Source organism: Diaphorobacter sp. LI3 (assembly GCF_022807955.1).
Classification (GTDB): Bacteria; Pseudomonadota; Gammaproteobacteria; order Burkholderiales; family Burkholderiaceae_C; genus Diaphorobacter; species Diaphorobacter nitroreducens.
The window spans coordinates 1407551-1423884 of the sequence record NZ_CP094346.1; the positions used below are offsets into that span (position 1 = coordinate 1407551).

Annotated in this window: 11 protein-coding genes; 3 read left to right on the plus strand and 8 right to left on the minus strand. The window is 70.2% G+C overall.

Annotated elements, in window-relative coordinates; all coding sequences use genetic code 11:
- Positions 1-26 precede the first annotated feature (26 nt).
- From MRB47_RS06545 to MRB47_RS06555, 3 genes are all read left to right on the plus strand, one after another.
- Positions 27-3260, plus strand: coding sequence for an efflux RND transporter permease subunit (locus MRB47_RS06545; protein ID WP_252102250.1), 3234 nt, complete (start codon positions 27-29; stop codon positions 3258-3260).
- A gap of 14 nt (positions 3261-3274) precedes the next feature.
- Positions 3275-4711: an efflux transporter outer membrane subunit gene (locus tag MRB47_RS06550; protein WP_252102251.1), complete on the plus strand. Its 1437-nt coding sequence runs from the start codon at positions 3275-3277 to the stop codon at positions 4709-4711.
- 135 nt (positions 4712-4846) lie between these two features.
- Positions 4847-6283: an NAD-dependent succinate-semialdehyde dehydrogenase gene (locus MRB47_RS06555; RefSeq protein WP_252102252.1), complete on the plus strand. Its 1437-nt coding sequence runs from the start codon at positions 4847-4849 to the stop codon at positions 6281-6283.
- Positions 6284-6339: 56 nt separating this feature from the next.
- On the opposite strand, the gene MRB47_RS06560 is transcribed toward MRB47_RS06555, so the two are convergent.
- The 8 genes from MRB47_RS06560 to MRB47_RS06595 all read right to left on the minus strand — a co-directional run bounded on the left by MRB47_RS06560 (position 6340) and on the right by MRB47_RS06595 (position 16280).
- Positions 6340-8493, minus strand: a complete 2154-nt coding sequence (locus tag MRB47_RS06560) for a TonB-dependent siderophore receptor (RefSeq protein ID WP_252102253.1) — start codon at positions 8491-8493, stop codon at positions 6340-6342.
- A gap of 74 nt (positions 8494-8567) precedes the next feature.
- Positions 8568-10724 (minus strand): TonB-dependent siderophore receptor, encoded by a 2157-nt coding sequence (locus MRB47_RS06565; protein ID WP_252102254.1) that lies wholly within the window; start codon positions 10722-10724, stop codon positions 8568-8570.
- A gap of 32 nt (positions 10725-10756) precedes the next feature.
- The gene (locus MRB47_RS06570; RefSeq protein ID WP_252102255.1) at positions 10757-11482 is read right to left on the minus strand and encodes a DUF4198 domain-containing protein; all 726 of its coding nucleotides are present in this window, start codon (positions 11480-11482) and stop codon (positions 10757-10759) included.
- Between the two features lie 263 nt (positions 11483-11745).
- A complete protein-coding gene (locus MRB47_RS06575; protein ID WP_252102256.1) occupies positions 11746-12099 on the minus strand; it encodes a DUF3325 domain-containing protein in 354 nt (117 codons plus the stop codon).
- Between the two features lies 1 nt (position 12100).
- Entirely contained in the window at positions 12101-13780 is a 1680-nt protein-coding gene (locus tag MRB47_RS06580; RefSeq protein WP_252102257.1) for a PepSY-associated TM helix domain-containing protein, read from the minus strand.
- Positions 13777-14085, minus strand: coding sequence for a DUF3649 domain-containing protein (locus MRB47_RS06585; RefSeq protein ID WP_015912679.1), 309 nt, complete (start codon positions 14083-14085; stop codon positions 13777-13779). The genes MRB47_RS06580 and MRB47_RS06585 overlap by 4 nt, the downstream gene beginning before the upstream one ends.
- A gap of 323 nt (positions 14086-14408) precedes the next feature.
- On the minus strand, positions 14409-15308 hold the full coding sequence (locus MRB47_RS06590; protein WP_015912680.1) for a sulfurtransferase: 900 nt from the start codon (positions 15306-15308) through the stop codon (positions 14409-14411).
- Positions 15309-15368: 60 nt separating this feature from the next.
- A complete protein-coding gene (locus MRB47_RS06595; RefSeq protein WP_015912681.1) occupies positions 15369-16280 on the minus strand; it encodes a DMT family transporter in 912 nt (303 codons plus the stop codon).
- Between the last annotated feature and the right edge of the window lie 54 nt (positions 16281-16334).

Consider the following 16334-nt stretch of genomic DNA (forward strand, 5'->3'; position numbering starts at 1 on the left):
GGGCGGCGCAACGAAGGACCTTCACCATGAACCTGTCCCGCTTCTTCATCGACCGCCCGATTTTCGCGGGCGTACTGTCGGTGCTCATCTTTCTTGCCGGGCTGATCGCGCTGCGCGCGCTGCCGATCTCGGAATACCCCGAGGTCGCGCCGCCCTCCGTGGTGGTGCGCGCCACCTACCCTGGCGCCAACCCCAAGGTGATCGCCGAGACCGTGGCCATGCCGCTGGAGGAATCCATCAACGGCGTGGAGGGCATGCTCTACATGGGCAGCCAGGCCACGACCGACGGCGTGATGACGCTCACCGTGACCTTTGCCCTGGGCACCGACCCGGATAAGGCGCAGCAACTGGTGCAAAACCGCGTCTCGCAGGCCGAGCCGCGGCTGCCGGAAGAGGTGCGCCGCTTGGGGCTGACCACGGTCAAGAGCGCACCCGACCTGACGATGGTCGTGCACATGGTCTCTCCCAACGGCCGCTACGACATCGACTATCTGCGCAACTACGCCGTGCTCAATGTGAAGGACCGCCTCGCGCGCATCCAGGGCGTGGGCCAGGTGCAGATCTTTGGCGGCGGCGACTACTCCATGCGCGTGTGGCTCGACCCGCAGAAGGTCGCGCAGCGCGGCCTCTCGGCCAGTGATGTGGTGGCCGCCATCCGCGGTCAGAACGTGCAGGCCGCGGCCGGCGTGGTGGGCGCATCGCCGGGCCTGCCGGGCGTGGACCTGCAGCTGTCCATCAACGCGCAGGGGCGTCTCACGACCGAGGAAGAGTTCGGCGACATCATCGTCAAGACCGGCGAGGATGGCGCGGTGACCCGTCTGCGCGACGTGGCCCGGCTGGAGCTGGGCGCGGCCGACTACGCGCTGCGTTCGCTACTCAACAACGACCCGGCCGTGGGCATGGGCGTGTTCCAGGCGCCGGGGTCCAACGCGCTGGACATTTCCACCAACGTGCGCGCCACCATGGCAGAGCTGCAAAAGAACATGCCCGAGGGCGTGGAGTTCCGCATCGCCTACGACCCCACGCAGTTCGTGCGGGCGTCGATCAAATCCGTCATCCAGACGCTGCTGGAAGCCGTGGCGCTGGTGGTGATCGTGGTGATCCTGTTCCTGCAGACCTGGCGCGCCTCCATCATTCCGCTGCTGGCCGTGCCGGTGTCGGTGGTGGGGACGTTCGCCGTGCTGCACCTGCTGGGCTTCTCGATCAACGCCTTGAGCCTGTTCGGACTGGTGCTGGCCATCGGCATCGTGGTGGACGACGCCATCGTGGTGGTGGAGAACGTGGAGCGCAACATCGAGGCAGGGCTGAGCCCGCGCGAGGCCACCTACCGCGCCATGCGCGAAGTGAGCGGGCCCATCATCGCCATCGCGCTGGTGCTGGTGGCGGTGTTCGTGCCGCTGGCGTTCATCAGCGGCCTCACCGGGCAGTTCTACCGCCAGTTCGCGGTGACCATCGCCATCTCCACGGTGATCTCGGCGATCAACTCGCTCACCCTGTCGCCAGCGTTGAGCGCGCTGCTGCTCAAGGGCCACCACGAGCCCAAGGATGCGCTCACGCGCGGCATGGACCGTGTGTTCGGCGGTTTCTTCCGCAGCTTCAACCACGTGTTCCACCGGGGCTCGCAGGCCTACAGCGGCGGCGTGCGCCGCGTGGTGGGGCGCAAGGCGCTGATGCTGGCCATTTACCTGGCCCTGGTGGGCGTCACCTGGGGCCTGTTCAAGGCCGTACCGGGCGGCTTTGTGCCGGCGCAGGACAAACAGTACCTGATCGGCTTTGCGCAGCTGCCCGACGGCGCCACGCTGGATCGTACCGACGACGTGATCCGCCGCATGGGGGAAATCATGAAGAAGAACCCCAACGTGGAAGACGCCATCGCGTTTCCGGGCCTGTCGATCAACGGCTTCACCAACAGCTCCAACGCGGGCATCGTGTTCGCCACGCTCAAGCCCTTCGCCGAGCGCACGCGCGCCGACCAGAGCGGTGGGGCGGTGGCCGGGCAGCTGAACCAGGCATTCGGCGGCATCCAGGATGCGTTCATCGCCATGTTTCCGCCGCCGCCGGTGGCGGGGCTGGGCACCACGGGCGGGTTCAAGCTGCAGATCGAGGACCGTGCGTCGCTGGGCTACGAGGCCATGGACGCGGCCGTGAAGGCCTTCATGGCCAAGGCGTACCAGACGCCCGAGCTGACGGGCCTGTTCACGAGCTGGCAGGTCAACGTGCCGCAGCTCTATGCCGCCATCGACCGCACCAAGGCACGCCAGCTGGGTGTGCCGGTCACGGACATCTTCGATACGCTGCAGATCTACCTGGGCAGCCTGTATGCCAATGACTTCAACCAGTTCGGCCGCACCTACAGCGTGCGCGTGCAGGCCGACGCGGCCTTCCGTGCCCGCGCAGAAGATGTGGCGCTGCTGAAGGTACGCTCCACGACGGGCGAGATGGTGCCGCTGTCGGCGCTGATGAGGATCGAGCCCAGCTTCGGCCCCGAGCGTGCCATGCGCTACAACGGCTTCTTGTCGGCCGACGTGAACGGCGGTCCGGCGCCCGGCTACTCGTCGGGCCAGGCGCGGGCGGCGGTGGAGCGCATCGCCGCCGAGACGCTGCCCCAGGGCATCTCCTTCGAATGGACCGAGCTGACCTACCAGGAGATCCTAGCCGGCAACTCTGCGGTGCTGGTGTTCCCCATCGCCATCCTGCTGGTGTTCCTGGTGCTGGCCGCGCAGTACGAGAGCCTCACGCTGCCGATCGCCATCATCCTGATCGTGCCCATGGGCCTGTTGGCCGCCATGACGGGCGTTTGGCTCAGCGGCGGGGACAACAACGTGTTCACGCAGATCGGGCTCATCGTGCTGGTAGGACTGTCGGCCAAGAACGCCATCCTGATCGTGGAGTTTGCGCGCGAGCTGGAGTTTTCCGGCCGCACGCCGGTGCAGGCCGCCATTGAGGCCAGCCGCCTGCGGCTGCGGCCCATCCTGATGACCTCGCTGGCCTTCGTGATGGGGGTGTTGCCCCTGGTGCTGTCCACCGGTGCGGGTTCCGAGATGCGCAGCGCGATGGGCGTGGCGGTGTTCGCCGGAATGATCGGGGTGACGGCCTTCGGCCTCTTCCTCACCCCCGTGTTCTACGTGGCGCTGCGCCGCATGGCCGGTAACCGCCCGCTGCAGCAGCACGGCAGCCATACCGCGCCATTGATCGAAAAGACCGGTGTTGGTGCCGCGGCGCGTCCCCTGCCGGCCGCGCCGCGCGGGCAGCACGAATGAAAAAGGAATTCCCCATGACGATGCTTTCCCTTGCTTTCCCCGCGCGGCTGGCGCCGCTGGCCGCGGCCTTGGTGCTGGCAGGCTGCATGGGCGCGCCGCTGGCGCCGCCGCCGGAACACGCGGGCGTTGCCGTGCCCGCCGCCTTCAGCGCAGCGGCGACGGAGGGTGCCCCGGCCTGGACGACTGCGGCGCCCGCGGAGGCACAGCCCCGCGGTGCCTGGTGGCTGGGTTTTCAGGACCCGGTGCTGAGCGATCTGGTCGAACGCGCTGGTCAGGCCAATACCAGCGTGCAGGAGGCTGCGGCCCGGCTGGCCGAGGCGCGCGCGCTGCTGCGCTCGGCAGATGCAGAGCGCGCGCCCCAGGTGGGCGCCAACGCCGGCGTCTCACGCCAGGCCGGTGTGACCACCACCAATGGCACGCAGCCTGCCACGCTCGCAACGGCGGGGCTGGGCGTGTCCTATGAGCTGGATCTGTTCGGCCGGCTGGCGCGCGCCAGCGATGCGGCGCGGCTGGACGCCCAGGCCCGCGCCGCGCTGCTGCAGAGCACGCGGCTGATGGTGCAGGCCGACGTGGCACAGACCTATCTGCAACTGCGTGCGCTGCAGGCGGAGCGCGCGCTGGTGGATGAGAGTCTGGAAGCCTACCGCGGCACGCTGTACCTCACGCAGCGCCGCTACCAGGCGGGCGACGTGGCGGAACTGGACGTGGCGCGCGTGCAGACCGAGGTGGCGGCCACCGAGTCCGAGGCACTGGCGCTGGAGCGCCAGCAGGCGCAGCTACGGCATGCATTGGCCGTGCTGGTGGGCGACGTGGCCACGGGCTTCTCGCTGCCACCGGCGGCGGTCGAGGCCGCGCTGCCGGTGATTCCGCCCGGCGTGCCCAGCACGGTCCTGGCGCGCAGGCCCGATGTGTCTGCGGCCCAGGCCGCGGTGCTGGCGGCGCAGGCACGCGTGGGCGTGGCGCAGGCGGCGTGGTTTCCCGCGCTGGCACTCACGGGCAGCGCGGGCTTTGCATCGCCAGAGCTGGGCGATCTGTTCAAGTGGTCGGCGCGTTCGTGGGGCATTGGCATGCTGCTGTCGCTGCCGCTCTTCGATGGCGGCCAGCGCGCCGCCCAGGAGGAGGGTGCGCGCGCCCGGCTGGAAGGGGCGCTCGCCGCCCACCGCGGCCAGGTGCTCACGGCCTTTCGCGAGGTGGAAGACCAGCTCAGCGCGCTGCGCCTGCTGGCCGGCCAGGCGCAGGCACAGGACCGCGCCGTGCACTCTGCGGCGCGCGCTACGCAGCTGTCCGATTCGCGCTACCGCAACGGTCTGGTGAGCCAATTGGAGTTGCTGGATGCGCGCCGCAGCGAGCTGCGCAACCGCCGCCAGGCGCTGCAGGTGCGCACAGCGCAGTACGTGGCCACGGTGGGCTTGGTGCGCGCGCTGGGCGGGGGTTGGGATACCACCAGCTGAGCGCGTGGGGATTCGCGCCCACGCGACTGCGCCGCGGGGCGTTGCACTCTATAGTGACCAGTTGCGGCCGGCGCGGGTCTTGCCCCTGCGCCTGGCGCCCGATTTTTCTTGACATGACACCCAGGAGCCCATTGCATGACCTATCCCGACACGCGCCTTTTCATCGCCGGCCAATGGCAGGACGCCGAGAGCGGCAAGACCATCGCCGTGCACAACCCGGCCACGGGCCAGGAAATCGGGCGGGTGGCGCATGCGGGCATTGCCGACCTGGACCGTGCGCTGGCGGCTGCGCAAAAGGGCTTCGAGGTGTGGCGCGACACGCCCGCCATCGAGCGCGCCAAGACCATGCGCCGGGCGGCGGCGCTGATGCGCGAGCGCGCCGATGCCATTGCCGCCATCCTTACGCAGGAGCAGGGCAAGCCCCGGGCCGAGGCGCGTGTCGAGGCCATGGCCGCGGCCGACATCATCGAGTGGTTTGCCGATGAGGGGATGCGCGTGTACGGCCGCATCGTGCCGTCGCGCAACCTGGCCGTGCGCCAGATGGTGGTGAAGGACCCGGTGGGCGTAGTGGCCGCGTTCACGCCCTGGAACTTCCCTATCAACCAGGTGGTGCGCAAACTGGGCGCGGCGCTGGCCGCGGGCTGCGCGGTGCTGGTCAAGGCGCCCGAGGAGACACCCGCCAGCCCGGCCGAGCTGATCCGTGCATTTGCCGATGCCGGCGTGCCCGCCGGTGCGGTGGGCCTGGTGTACGGCAACCCGGCCGAGATCTCCAACTATCTGATCCCGCACCCCATCGTGCGCAAAGTCACGTTCACCGGCTCCACCCCCGTGGGCAAGCAACTGGCGGGGCTGGCGGGCCAGCACATGAAGCGTGTGACCATGGAGTTGGGCGGCCACGCCCCTGTGATCGTCTGCGAGGACGCGGACATCGAACTGGCGGTCAAGGCCTCGGGCGGCGCCAAGTTCCGCAACGCGGGGCAGGTCTGCATCTCGCCCACGCGCTTTTTGGTGCACGAGAGCGTGCGCGCCGACTTCGTGGCCGCGCTCACGCGCCATGCCCAAGGCCTGAAGGTGGGCGACGGCCTGGCCGAGGGCACGCAGATGGGCCCGCTGGCCAACCCGCGCCGCGTGGCGGCCATGGCCGACCTGCTGGGCGATGCCGTGCAGCAGGGCGCCACGGTGCGCACGGGTGGCGAGCGGCTGGGCGAGGTGGGCAACTTCTTTGCGCCCACGGTGCTCGACAACGTACCCACCCATGCACGCATCTTCAACGAGGAACCCTTCGGACCCGTCGCGGCCGTGCAGGGTTTCACGCAGCTCGAAGCGGCCATCGCCGAGGCCAACCGCCTCGCCTACGGCCTGGCGGGCTACGCGTTCACGCGCTCGCTCAAGAATGCGCACCTGCTGAGCCAGCGCGTCGAGGTGGGCATGCTGTGGATCAACCAGCCCGCGACGCCCTCGGCCGAGCTGCCGTTTGGCGGCATCAAGGATTCGGGCTACGGTTCCGAGGGCGGCCCTGAGGCGCTGGAGGCGTGCCTGAACACGCGCGCGATCTCCATCACCCACGTCTGACGCAGCCCTTCAGCACCACCAGCCCCGGCCTGCCGGGGCTTTTTTTTACACCGCGCTCAGAAGCGGTAGGTGCCCGTCAGCAGCACGTTGCGGCGCTCGCCGTAGAAGCAGTCGCCGCGCGCCAGGCACTGGGTGATGTTGACCTTGTCCGTCAGGTTGTTGATGTTCAGCGCCAGGCGCCAATCGCCCGCGTCGTAGGCCACCATGGCATCGGCCAGCAGCACTGACGGGGTATCGATGGCCGGTGTGCTGGTCCACTGCGATCCGGTGTAGCGCACGCCGGCGCCCACCGTCCAGCCGCCCCGGCCCTGGGCCGCGAAGCGGTGCATGAGCCAGCTGGACGCCGTGTGCCGCGGCACGCCCGCCACGCGCTGGCCCTGGTCGCCCGCGTTGCTGCGGCTGATGGTGGCGTCGGCATAGGCATAGCCCAGCGTCCAGTCCCAATGGCGCGCCAGGCTGGCGGTCATCTCGGCTTCGAGCCCCTTGATGGTGACCTCGCCGATCTGCAGGCTGTTGAGCGGGTTGCTCGGGTCGGTGGTCTTGCGGTTCTTCTCGCGCAGGTGGTAGAGCGCCGCAAAGGCCGAGATGCCGCGCCCTTCGGGCATCCACTTCACGCCAGCCTCCCACTGCTGGCCGCGCTGGGGTTTGTAGGGCGTGCCGTACACGTTGACGCCTCCCAGCGGTTGGAACGACTCTGAATAGCCCACATACGGTGCCCAGCCCCCGCCGGCCTGGTAGGTCAGGCCCAGGCGCTTGGTCCAGGCCTTGTCGTCCACCGCCGCGGCGGGGCGGCCTTCGGTGTCGGTCTTGGCGCGGTCATGGCGCAGGCCGAGCGTGGCGGTCCACGCACCCCAGCGCATCTGGTCCTGCAGGTACAGGCCCAGCTGGCGCTGCGTCACGTCGGGCAGGGCCGTCAGGGCGGCGCTGCTGGGCGGGGTGAAGTTGCCGTACACCGGTGCATACACGTCGATGGCGGGCGCCACGGCGCGCCAATTGGACTGGCTGGTGTGGTTGCGCTGACCGTCCACGCCGACCAGCAGCGTGTGCTCCACCGCGCCCGCGCGCAGGCGCCCCTCCAGCTGCGTGTCGATGAGCAGCAGGCGGCTGGCGTTGCGTTGCCAGGCGGCGTCCCGCAGCACGGTACGGCCATTGGCGTCGAACACCGGACGCGCGGGTCGGCCGCTGGCGGCATTGGCGGCGAAGCTGGTGTAGAGCGTGCGGTAGTCCACGTCGCTCACGGTGCGGCGCAGGTTCTGGCGCAGCGTCCAGTCGCCATTCAGGCGGTGGCTGAAAAGGTAGCCCCAGGAGGTGTTCTCGGTGTCGTAGGCATCCCAGCCCGGCTCGCTGATGAAGGTGTTGGTGGGAATACGCCCGTAGGCACTCGGCAGCCGCGTGCCCTGCCAGGGGAAGAAGCCGATCAGCGAGCCGCTTTGGTCCTTCTGGTAGTGCGCCTGCAGCGTGAGCGAGGTGTCCGCGCTCGGCCGCCAGGTGAGCGATGGCGCGAACACCACGCGGTCATCGTCCACGTGGTCCACCTGCGTGCCGCTGTCGCGGCCCACGGCCACCAGGCGGTAGAGCCACCGGCCCTCGGCATCCAGCGGGCCGGTCAGGTCGGCGGCGATCTGCTTGCGCGCATGGCTGCCTACCTGCACCTGCACCTCGCGCTGGCGCTCGGCCAGCGGACGCTTGGACGTGAGGTTGAGCACGCCGCCCACGCTGCCCTGGCCGTAGAGCACCGAAGAGGGGCCGCGCAGGAATTCCACGCGCTCCAGCGTGTAGGGCTCTGCCTTGACATTGTTGTACGTGCCATAGGTGCGCAGCAGGCCGTCCAGGTACTGCGTCACATCGCCGCCGCGCGCCTTGAAGCTGTCCACGCGGCTGTCGAAGTAGCTCGATACGATGCCCGCGCTGTAGCGCGTGGTCTCGCGCAGCGTCTGTACTCCCTGGGCTTCCATTTGGTCGCGCGTGACCACGCTGATGGCCTGGGGTGTCTCGATGAGCGGCGTGTCGGTCTTGGTGGCCGACAGCGCGCGGCGGGCCACGAAGCCCCGTACCGGTTCGGTGGCGCTTTGCTGCGCCGGGTCGGCGCTGATGGTGACCGCGGGCAGGGCGGCTTCGGTGGTCTGGGCATGCGCGGCGGCGCCGCACAGCAGCGCCACGGCGGCCTGTGCGGCGGCAGTGCGCGTGGCGGGGGAAGGGCGAAAGATCATGGTGCTATGAATAGTGAAGCTGGTTGCGCAGGATGGACGGACGCTGCAGCGTGTTTTGATAGAAATTGAGGGGCTCAGAACGTGTAGTCCAGCGTGACGTAGAGCGAGCGCGGCTCGCCCGGTGTGACGGCCGCAAAGCCCGCGGCCGTGGTGGATGCGTCCACGTAGTAGCGCCGGTTGGCGGCGTTCTTCAGGTTGGCCTGCAGTCGCACGCCGCCGCCGAACTGGTAGCCCAGCGCGAGGTCCACCACGGTGTAGCCGGGCAGGCGCCACCGGTTGTCGTTGGCGGTGAACTTGTCGCCCTGGTGGACCAGCCCGCCGCCGACCCACAGGTCGGGCACCCCGGGCAGGCGGTACTGGGTCCACAGCGAGGCGGTGCGCCGCGGGGCGAGCGCGACGCGGTGGCCCACGTTGGCGCCGGCCACGGTGTCGGCCAGCACCTTGGGGTCGAGGAAGGTGGCCTGCGCGGTGACGCTCCAGCCCGGGGTGATGCGGCCTTGGGCCTCCACTTCCAGCCCCTTGATGCGCTGGCGGCCCGTCAGCACCGAGTAGCCGGGGTGCTCGGGGTCGTTGGCCGGTGCGTTGGTCAGTTCCAGCGCGAAGGCCGACACGGTGGTGAGCAGGCGCTGGCCCAGCCATTCCTGCTTCCAGCCCACCTCCAGCTGCTTGCCCTCGGAGGGTGGTGCCGCGCGGTCGCCCCACAGCAGCGTGCCCGAGTTCGCCTGGAACGAGCGCGCATGGCTCACATAGAACATGCTGGCGGGCAGGGGCTGCCAGCTCAGCGCGGCGCTGGGTTGGGTCTTGCTCAGATCCGTGGCGGGCTTGGTGTAAGCGTCCTTGAGCCGGTCGTGGCGCAGACCCAGCAGCAGGCTGAAGTCGCCCAGGGTGAGCCGGTCCTGCACGAACAGGCCCGTGTTGCGCGTGTCCGAGGCCACCGCGGCCCTGCCGCCCGAACCCGCGGGCGGCACCAGGCCCGTCACGGGCTGGTACAGGTCCACCGCACCCAGGTTGCCCGTGCCACGCGCACCGTACACGCCCTCGATGGCACGCCAATCCAGCCCGGCGAGCAGCGTGTGGCGCACGGGACCCGTCCGCACTTGTGCGCGCAGTTCGGCCAGCGCGGTGTCCGACGTGTAGTTCTGCCCCGGTGCCAGCCAGTAGCTGCGCGCCACCTGGCCGTCCGTCACCGGGCCGATGGGATAGACCATGTTCACGTTGCGAAAGGTCTCGTTGCGCGACAGGTGCACCCGCCCTTCAAGGCTGTCGGTGAAGCGGTGCTGCAGCTCCGTGGAATAAAAGCGCAGGTGCCCGTCGGTGCGCAGCCAGGGCTCGCCATAGAAGGTGCCCACCGGGAGCACGTCCGCGCTGCGCGGGTTCTGCGGGTCGGGCACCGCCAGCCCCACGGTGGATACGCCTTCCAGGCTTTGGTACTCGGCCTGTGCGCGCCAGCGCGTGTCCGGCGTGAGCTGCCATTCCAGGCTGCCGGCCAGGCCCTGCTTGCGCGGCGTGTTGCCGTCCACGAAGCTGCCGCCGCGGCTCGCGCCGCCGTCCAGCCGGTAGCGCAGCGTGCCGTCGGCATTCAGGGGGCCGGTGAGGTCGAATTCGGCATTGCGCCAGCCGTGGCTGCCCGCACCGATCTTCACGCTGCGCAGCGGATCGGCCTGGGGCCGCTTGCTCACGTAGTTGACGAGGCCGCCCGGCGCCACCTGGCCGAACTCCAGCGCGGCCGGGCCCTTGATGACCTCGACGCGTTCGATGTTGAACAGCGGTGGATCGAGCAGGTGCACGAACTTGGCACCGTCGCGCAGATAGTTGTAGGTGTTGTTGGCCCACAACCCGCGGATCGCGAACTGCGAGTACGAGCCTGCGTATTCGCTGCGCGAGGACACGCCGGCCGCGTTGCGCAGCACGTCGCGCTCAGTGGTGGCCAACTGCTGCTCCAGCAGCGCGCTGTCGATCACGCTCACGGCGCGCGGCGTCTCCAGCATTGGCAGGCCCAGGCGCGAGCTGCTTTGCGCGCGGCGCGCGGGCGTGGCGGCGGCGCCCGCCGTGGAGTCGACCACGTCTACCTGGCGCAGGGTGGGGGTGGCGGTTGCCGCTGGCGCGCCCGGCAGGGCCTCGGCGGTCTGCGCGATCGCGCTGCCGCACAGCAGCCACAGCGAGGCCTGCGCGGCCTGCGCGGCCAGGGCCACGGCCGTGCGCCGCGGGCGGGGAACAAGGGGAGGTTTCATGGCGGTAGGGGATGCAAGGGGCGGGACACCGCTCAGCGCGCCTTGGCGGGCGGTGCGGGCAGGGCGGGTATGGCAGGCGATATGGCGCCGTGCGTCTGCACGAAGCTCAGCGTGGTCACGTAGCTCGCTTCGCCATAGGGCTGGCCCAGGTGCTCGCCGGGGGTCTTGTCGGTGTGCTGGACCTCGGCCACGTACTGGCCCTGCCATGGCAGGGCAAAGCGCACCGTGCCGTCTTCGCCGGTGGTGGCCTCGCGCGACCAGCCGGAGGGCGCTACCAGCGTCACCTTGGCCTTGGGCAGCGGGGCGCCCTGGAACACCACGCGCAGCGTGCCGTCCTGCCCCGTGGGCACGAGGTCCAGGGGCGCGGCGGCGTCCACCGGCTGCGCCAGGCTGGACACCCAGCGCGCCGCGGGGCGCCACAGCAGCGGCGGACGCTGCGTCTTGCTGCGGTCGATGAGCGGGTACGGGGCTTCCGCCCAGAGCGTGTCCGCAGCGCTTTGCGGCGCATAGACGAAGGCCGTGGGCGTGCGGCGGCCTTCGGTCGACCGCGCTCCGGCCTGGCGTAGCACAGGCACTGCGGTGAATTTATCCAACAGGCCCGGCGAGGTCTCGCGCAGGTTATCGGCGTATTCACCGAAGTGCAGGCGCGTCTCGTTCGGTGCCTGCTCCAGCCAGACCTGGTGGGCCTGCGCAGCGCCGCCGGCCAGCAGCAGCGCACCGGCCAGCCGCGCGAGGGGGTGTCGAGGGATGAGGGACATGGGCGTGTTCTCCTGTGAATGGATGGATGTATGCGCGGAATGGCGTTTGCTATTGAATGAATAGCTGCCGCGCTTTACGGATAAGCGCTGTGGCAGGTTTTTATGTGAAATACAGGCAGGTGCATGAAGGCTCTCGCAAGGGCGCCCCGGGGCGCCTTGTGGATAACGCTGGCTGCCTGCGCCAGCCGGGCGGCTGGCGTGGGTGGCTCTGAAAGAAGTGCGTGTGCGTCGGCACACCGGCCCGCGATGCGGGCCATGCGGGCTCAGCCCGGCCCCGCGCCGGCGCAGCCCGTGGCCGCGGCCCCTACGAACAGCGCGGCCAGCAAGGCCGCCACGCCGGCGGTAGGCAGCCAGCGTGGCCGCCAGGTGGCCAGCGCCGTGGCGGCCAGCGCTGCCAGGGAGAGGGCTACGCCCCACCACACCAGGCCCATGGGCACGGTCGGGGCCGGCCGTCCCACGGCATGGGCCAGGGCCGCTGCCAGCAGTACCCAGCCCGCGCCGCGCAGGCGCTGCAGCGTGGGGGCGGTGGCGGATCGGCGCAGCGCGTCCTCGTGGTGCCGATCCATGCCCAGGGCTATGGCGCACCAGCCGGAAAGGCACAACAACAGTTCAGTCATTTCAGGCTCCCGCGCGGTGGCCGCGCGCGGCCGACAGGTGTGCGGGCACGGCGGCGGCCCTTGCGCCAGTGGTCGCCCGCAGGGGCCGCAGCCGGTAGGCCAGCGCCAGCAGCAACGCGCCGGTGGCGAGGAATGCCAGGTCCATGCCCGCCAAAACCCAGTCGCGGGCTGGCAGGCTGACGCCCAGGTGCGCGTGCGTGGTGGCTGCGTTCAGCAGCGGCAGCAGCGCCCAGAGCGTCCCGGCCAGTGCCAGCAGGGCGCACCAGCCGCGCCGGCCCGGCGAGACGGCCGCGAGCAGCAGCGCTAGCGCCCATGCGCTGAAGAAACAGGCCAGCTCCGCATCGGCCCGCGCCGCCCAGTGCAGCGGCAGCAGCCGGTTGGCAGCGAGGTAGACCGCCAAAGCCAGCGGCAGGCCGGCCAGCGCCGCCAGGTTGAGGCTGGCCACCAGCCGCTCGCCAAAGGGCAGGCGCTGGGGCTGCCCGGCATGGGGACGCCGTGCCTGCGCTTGGCGCTTGACAGTCCACAGCACCAAGCCGGTGGCGATCATCAGGCTGCCCAGCACGCCGAAGCCGAACAGGGCCCAGCGCAGGCCGGGACCTGCGAACCGTGCAAGGTGCAGGCCGTAGAGCACGCCATAGGTCTGCCGGGCCGCGCCGGCGGGGGCGGCTTCGTGCAGCAACTGGCCACTGGCGCCATCGAACCACAGGCGTTCGGGACCGTACTGCAGGCGGTCGCCGTCATGGCGCGTGACCTCCAGGCGCACATCGCCGCCGGGGTCGCGCTGCGCGCGCAGGCGCTGCACGCGCCCTCCCTGCCAGTGGGCCTGGGCCTGCTGCATGGCAGCGGCCACGGCCAGCGGTGGCAGGGGCGCGGGCGGACCGGCCTGGGCGGTGCCCGCGCTGCGCGGGGCGTCCCCCTGCAGTTCTGCGAAGTAGCTGGTCGTGTCGGTGCCGCGTGCGCCGGGATACACGGCGGCAATGCCTGCCGGCAGGTACAGCGAGTGAAAGATCATGAGTCCGCTGAAGGTGATCACCAGGTAGAACGGCAGCGCCAGCACGCCGCTGACGTTGTGCGCATCCAGCCATGCACGCTGGCCGCCCTTGGCGGGGCGAAAGGTGAAGAAGTCCTTGAAGATGCGCCGGTGCGTGACCACGCCGGTGAGCAGCGCCACGAACATCAGCAGCGTGGCCGCGCCCACGATCCAGCGCCCTTGCAGCACCCAGCGGCCCTGGTGCGCGGTGCGCAACTCGAAATGGAAGCGGTAGAAGAAGTCTCCCCCCGCCGTGGCCCGTGGCGTGAGGATGTCGCCGGTGGCGGGGTGCACCAGCAGGGTCTGGAAGCGCTCGCGCGGCCACGCGTGCCACAGCAGCGACACCTCGGGCTGGCGCTCGTCGGGCAGGCGCATGATCCACTGGGTGGCCTGCGGTGCGTGCTGCCGCAGGGCGGCCAGGGCGCGCTCGGCGACGGCTGCCGCGTCATCTGCCCTGGCGGGCGGCAAGGCCTGGAGTTCGGGGCGCATCCAGTGGTTGAACTCGGGCTTGAAATACGACAGCGTGCCCGTCACGAAGATGGCAAACAGCAGCCAGCCCAGCAGCAGCCCCGCCCAGGTGTGCAGCCAGGCCATGGCCTGGCGAAAGCCCTCGCGTGCGGGGGCGCGGGATGCATCGGCGGGCGGGCTCATGCGGCACCCGCCAGCCATTGCGGCACCTGGGCGGCCAGCCCCAGCAGCATCGCAGGGCCCAGCACGCCGCCCCAGGCCTGCCAGGCCGTGCGCGCAAAGAAAACCCAGGCGATGGCCAACGCATAGACCAGCCACGCCAGCAAGGTGGCGGCCAGCACGGCGTCCACGCGGGTGCTGCGTTGTGCCAGGGCCAGCGCGGCCGCAGCCGTGAAGGCCGCCGTGAGCGCGTAGCCTCCCGCCACCGCGGCCAGTGTGCGCGAGGCCACGGCGAGCCGGTAGCGCCACAACGGTTGCGTGGGCCTCATCGGACTCCCTCCTGTGCCGCGAGGGAGCGGGACGGCCGCACGGCGGCCGAGGCCTCGCCGTTGAACAGGGGCGGGGCGGCGTCGAGGCGCAACGTCAAGGCGGAGCAGGTGCGGATCACGGGTTACTTAAGATATGTCATGAGAACGATTCGCATTTAAGTATAGGTGAGAAATGCCTGCGCACGTGAAGGCCGTCCGCCGTTGCGATGCGTGCGCGCGACAGGTGCCGCTGCGCGGGCACCACAGGCAGGCCCATGCACGGCGCCGGCTTGGCCGTGCACCGCAAAACGGGCTGTAACGTTGCGGAAGCGTCCGCGTGAGCGTCAGCCGCGCTCAACCGGCCGGCCGGGGTCGCTGCACCACTCGCTCCAGCTGCCGGCAAACAGGGCCGTGGGACCCAGGCCCGCGATTTCCATGGCCAGCAGGTTGGGCAGGGCACTCACGCCGCTGCCGCATTGATGGACGACGGTGGCGGGGTCGCGGCCATCCAGCAGGTTGGTGAACTCGGCACGCAGCTGCTCCGGGCTCTTGAAGTGGCCGTCCGTTCCCAGGTTCAGGCCGAAGGGGCGGTTGAGTGCGCCGGGGATGTGGCCCGCCACGGGATCCAGCGGCTCCACCTCGCCCCGGTAGCGCGGTGTGGCGCGCGCGTCGACCACCGTCTGGCCGGGCTGACCCAGTTGCGCCAGCACCTCCTGCGCGCTCACCAGCCGGCGCAGCGGCGCCTGCAGCCGAAAGTGCGACTGGAAACGCGCCGGCTCGTCGCCGCTGGCCACCGCGCCGCCGGCGGCCTGCCAGGCCTGCAGCCCGCCGTCGAGCACGGCCACGGCATCATGCCCCGCCCACTTGAGCATCCACCACAGGCGGCCGCAGTAGTTGGCGCCGTTGCGGTCGTACACCACGGCCTGCATGTCATTGGCAAAGCCGATGTCCGAGAGCCAGGTCGCAAATCGCTCGCGGTTGGGCAGCGGGTGGCGCCCGCCCGATGCGGGCTCGTCCGCCGCCGAGGCCACGACCGTGCCGCCCGCGCCGGGGGCACCATGGCGGGCGCTCAGGTGCTTGTCCAGGTCGGCGTGGAAGGCGCCGGGGATGTGCGCCTCGCGGTATTGGCTGGCGCCCAGGGTGGGTTGGGTGAGGTCGAAGCTGCAGTCGAACACCATCAGCGGCTGGCCGCTGTGCAGGAGGGACTGCAGTTCAGGAACGGAGATCAGCGTGGTGTAGTGCATGGTCGGGCTCTGTGCGTATCGATCAGGCCCCATTGTCGTGGCGTTGGGCGCGCCAGCGCGTCAGTGTTCTTCGGCAGGCGTGTCCGGCGCGGCCCGGGCACGCAGTACGGTGGCCGTGATGCCGCTGCCCACGATGAGCGCCATGCCCGCCCAGCCGATGAGTGGCAACTGGTCGCCGAACAGCGCCACGCCGTAGATGCTGGCGAACACGATGCCCGAGTACTGCAGGTTGGCCACCACCAGCGTGCCGCGGGCGGTGAGGGCGCGCGAGTAGGCACGTGTCATGCACAACTGCCCGCCCGCGGCCAGCAGGCCCAGCGGCAGCAGCCACAGCGCGGGCCACCCGGGCCAGTCGGACATGCCCGTGACCAGCATGGCCGCGCCGCCGGCTACGGCCGAGCCCACGGCGAAATAGAACACGGTGCGCGTCTCGGGCTCGCCCAGGCGCGACAGCGCCACCACCTGCATGTAGGCGAACGCGGCGGTCAGGCCCGAGCACAGGCCCACCAGGCCCGCGAAGGCCTGGTTGTCGTCGATGCTGGGGCGCAGCATCATGACCACGCCCGCGAACCCGACCAGCACGGTCAGCACCAGGGTCACTTGCAACGGCGGGCGCGGCTGCGCGCTGGAGGGGCGCCAGGCGAGCAGCGCGCCGCCGATCAGGAAGGCGGCGATCCACACGCTGCTCATGTAGTTGAGCGTCATCGCCGTGGGCAGGGGCAGGTAGGCGATGGCGTAGAACCACGCGCCCAGCGAAGTCACGCCGATCAGGCTGCGCCAGGCGTGCATGCCGGGGTAGCGTGTGGCCAGCGCCACCTTTTGCGAGCGTGCCAGCGCCCAGAGGATGGCCATGCCGATGAAGCCGCGGTAGCAGACCAGCTCGGCCGCGTTGAAGTAGGCCGAGGCCATCTTCACGCAGACCCCCATGCTTGCGAACAGGAACGCCGCCAACACCATCCAGAGCGCTTGCATGGAAAACCTATGGGTATGAATAAAAATAGCTGCCAGCGCTTGTGTATCAAGCGC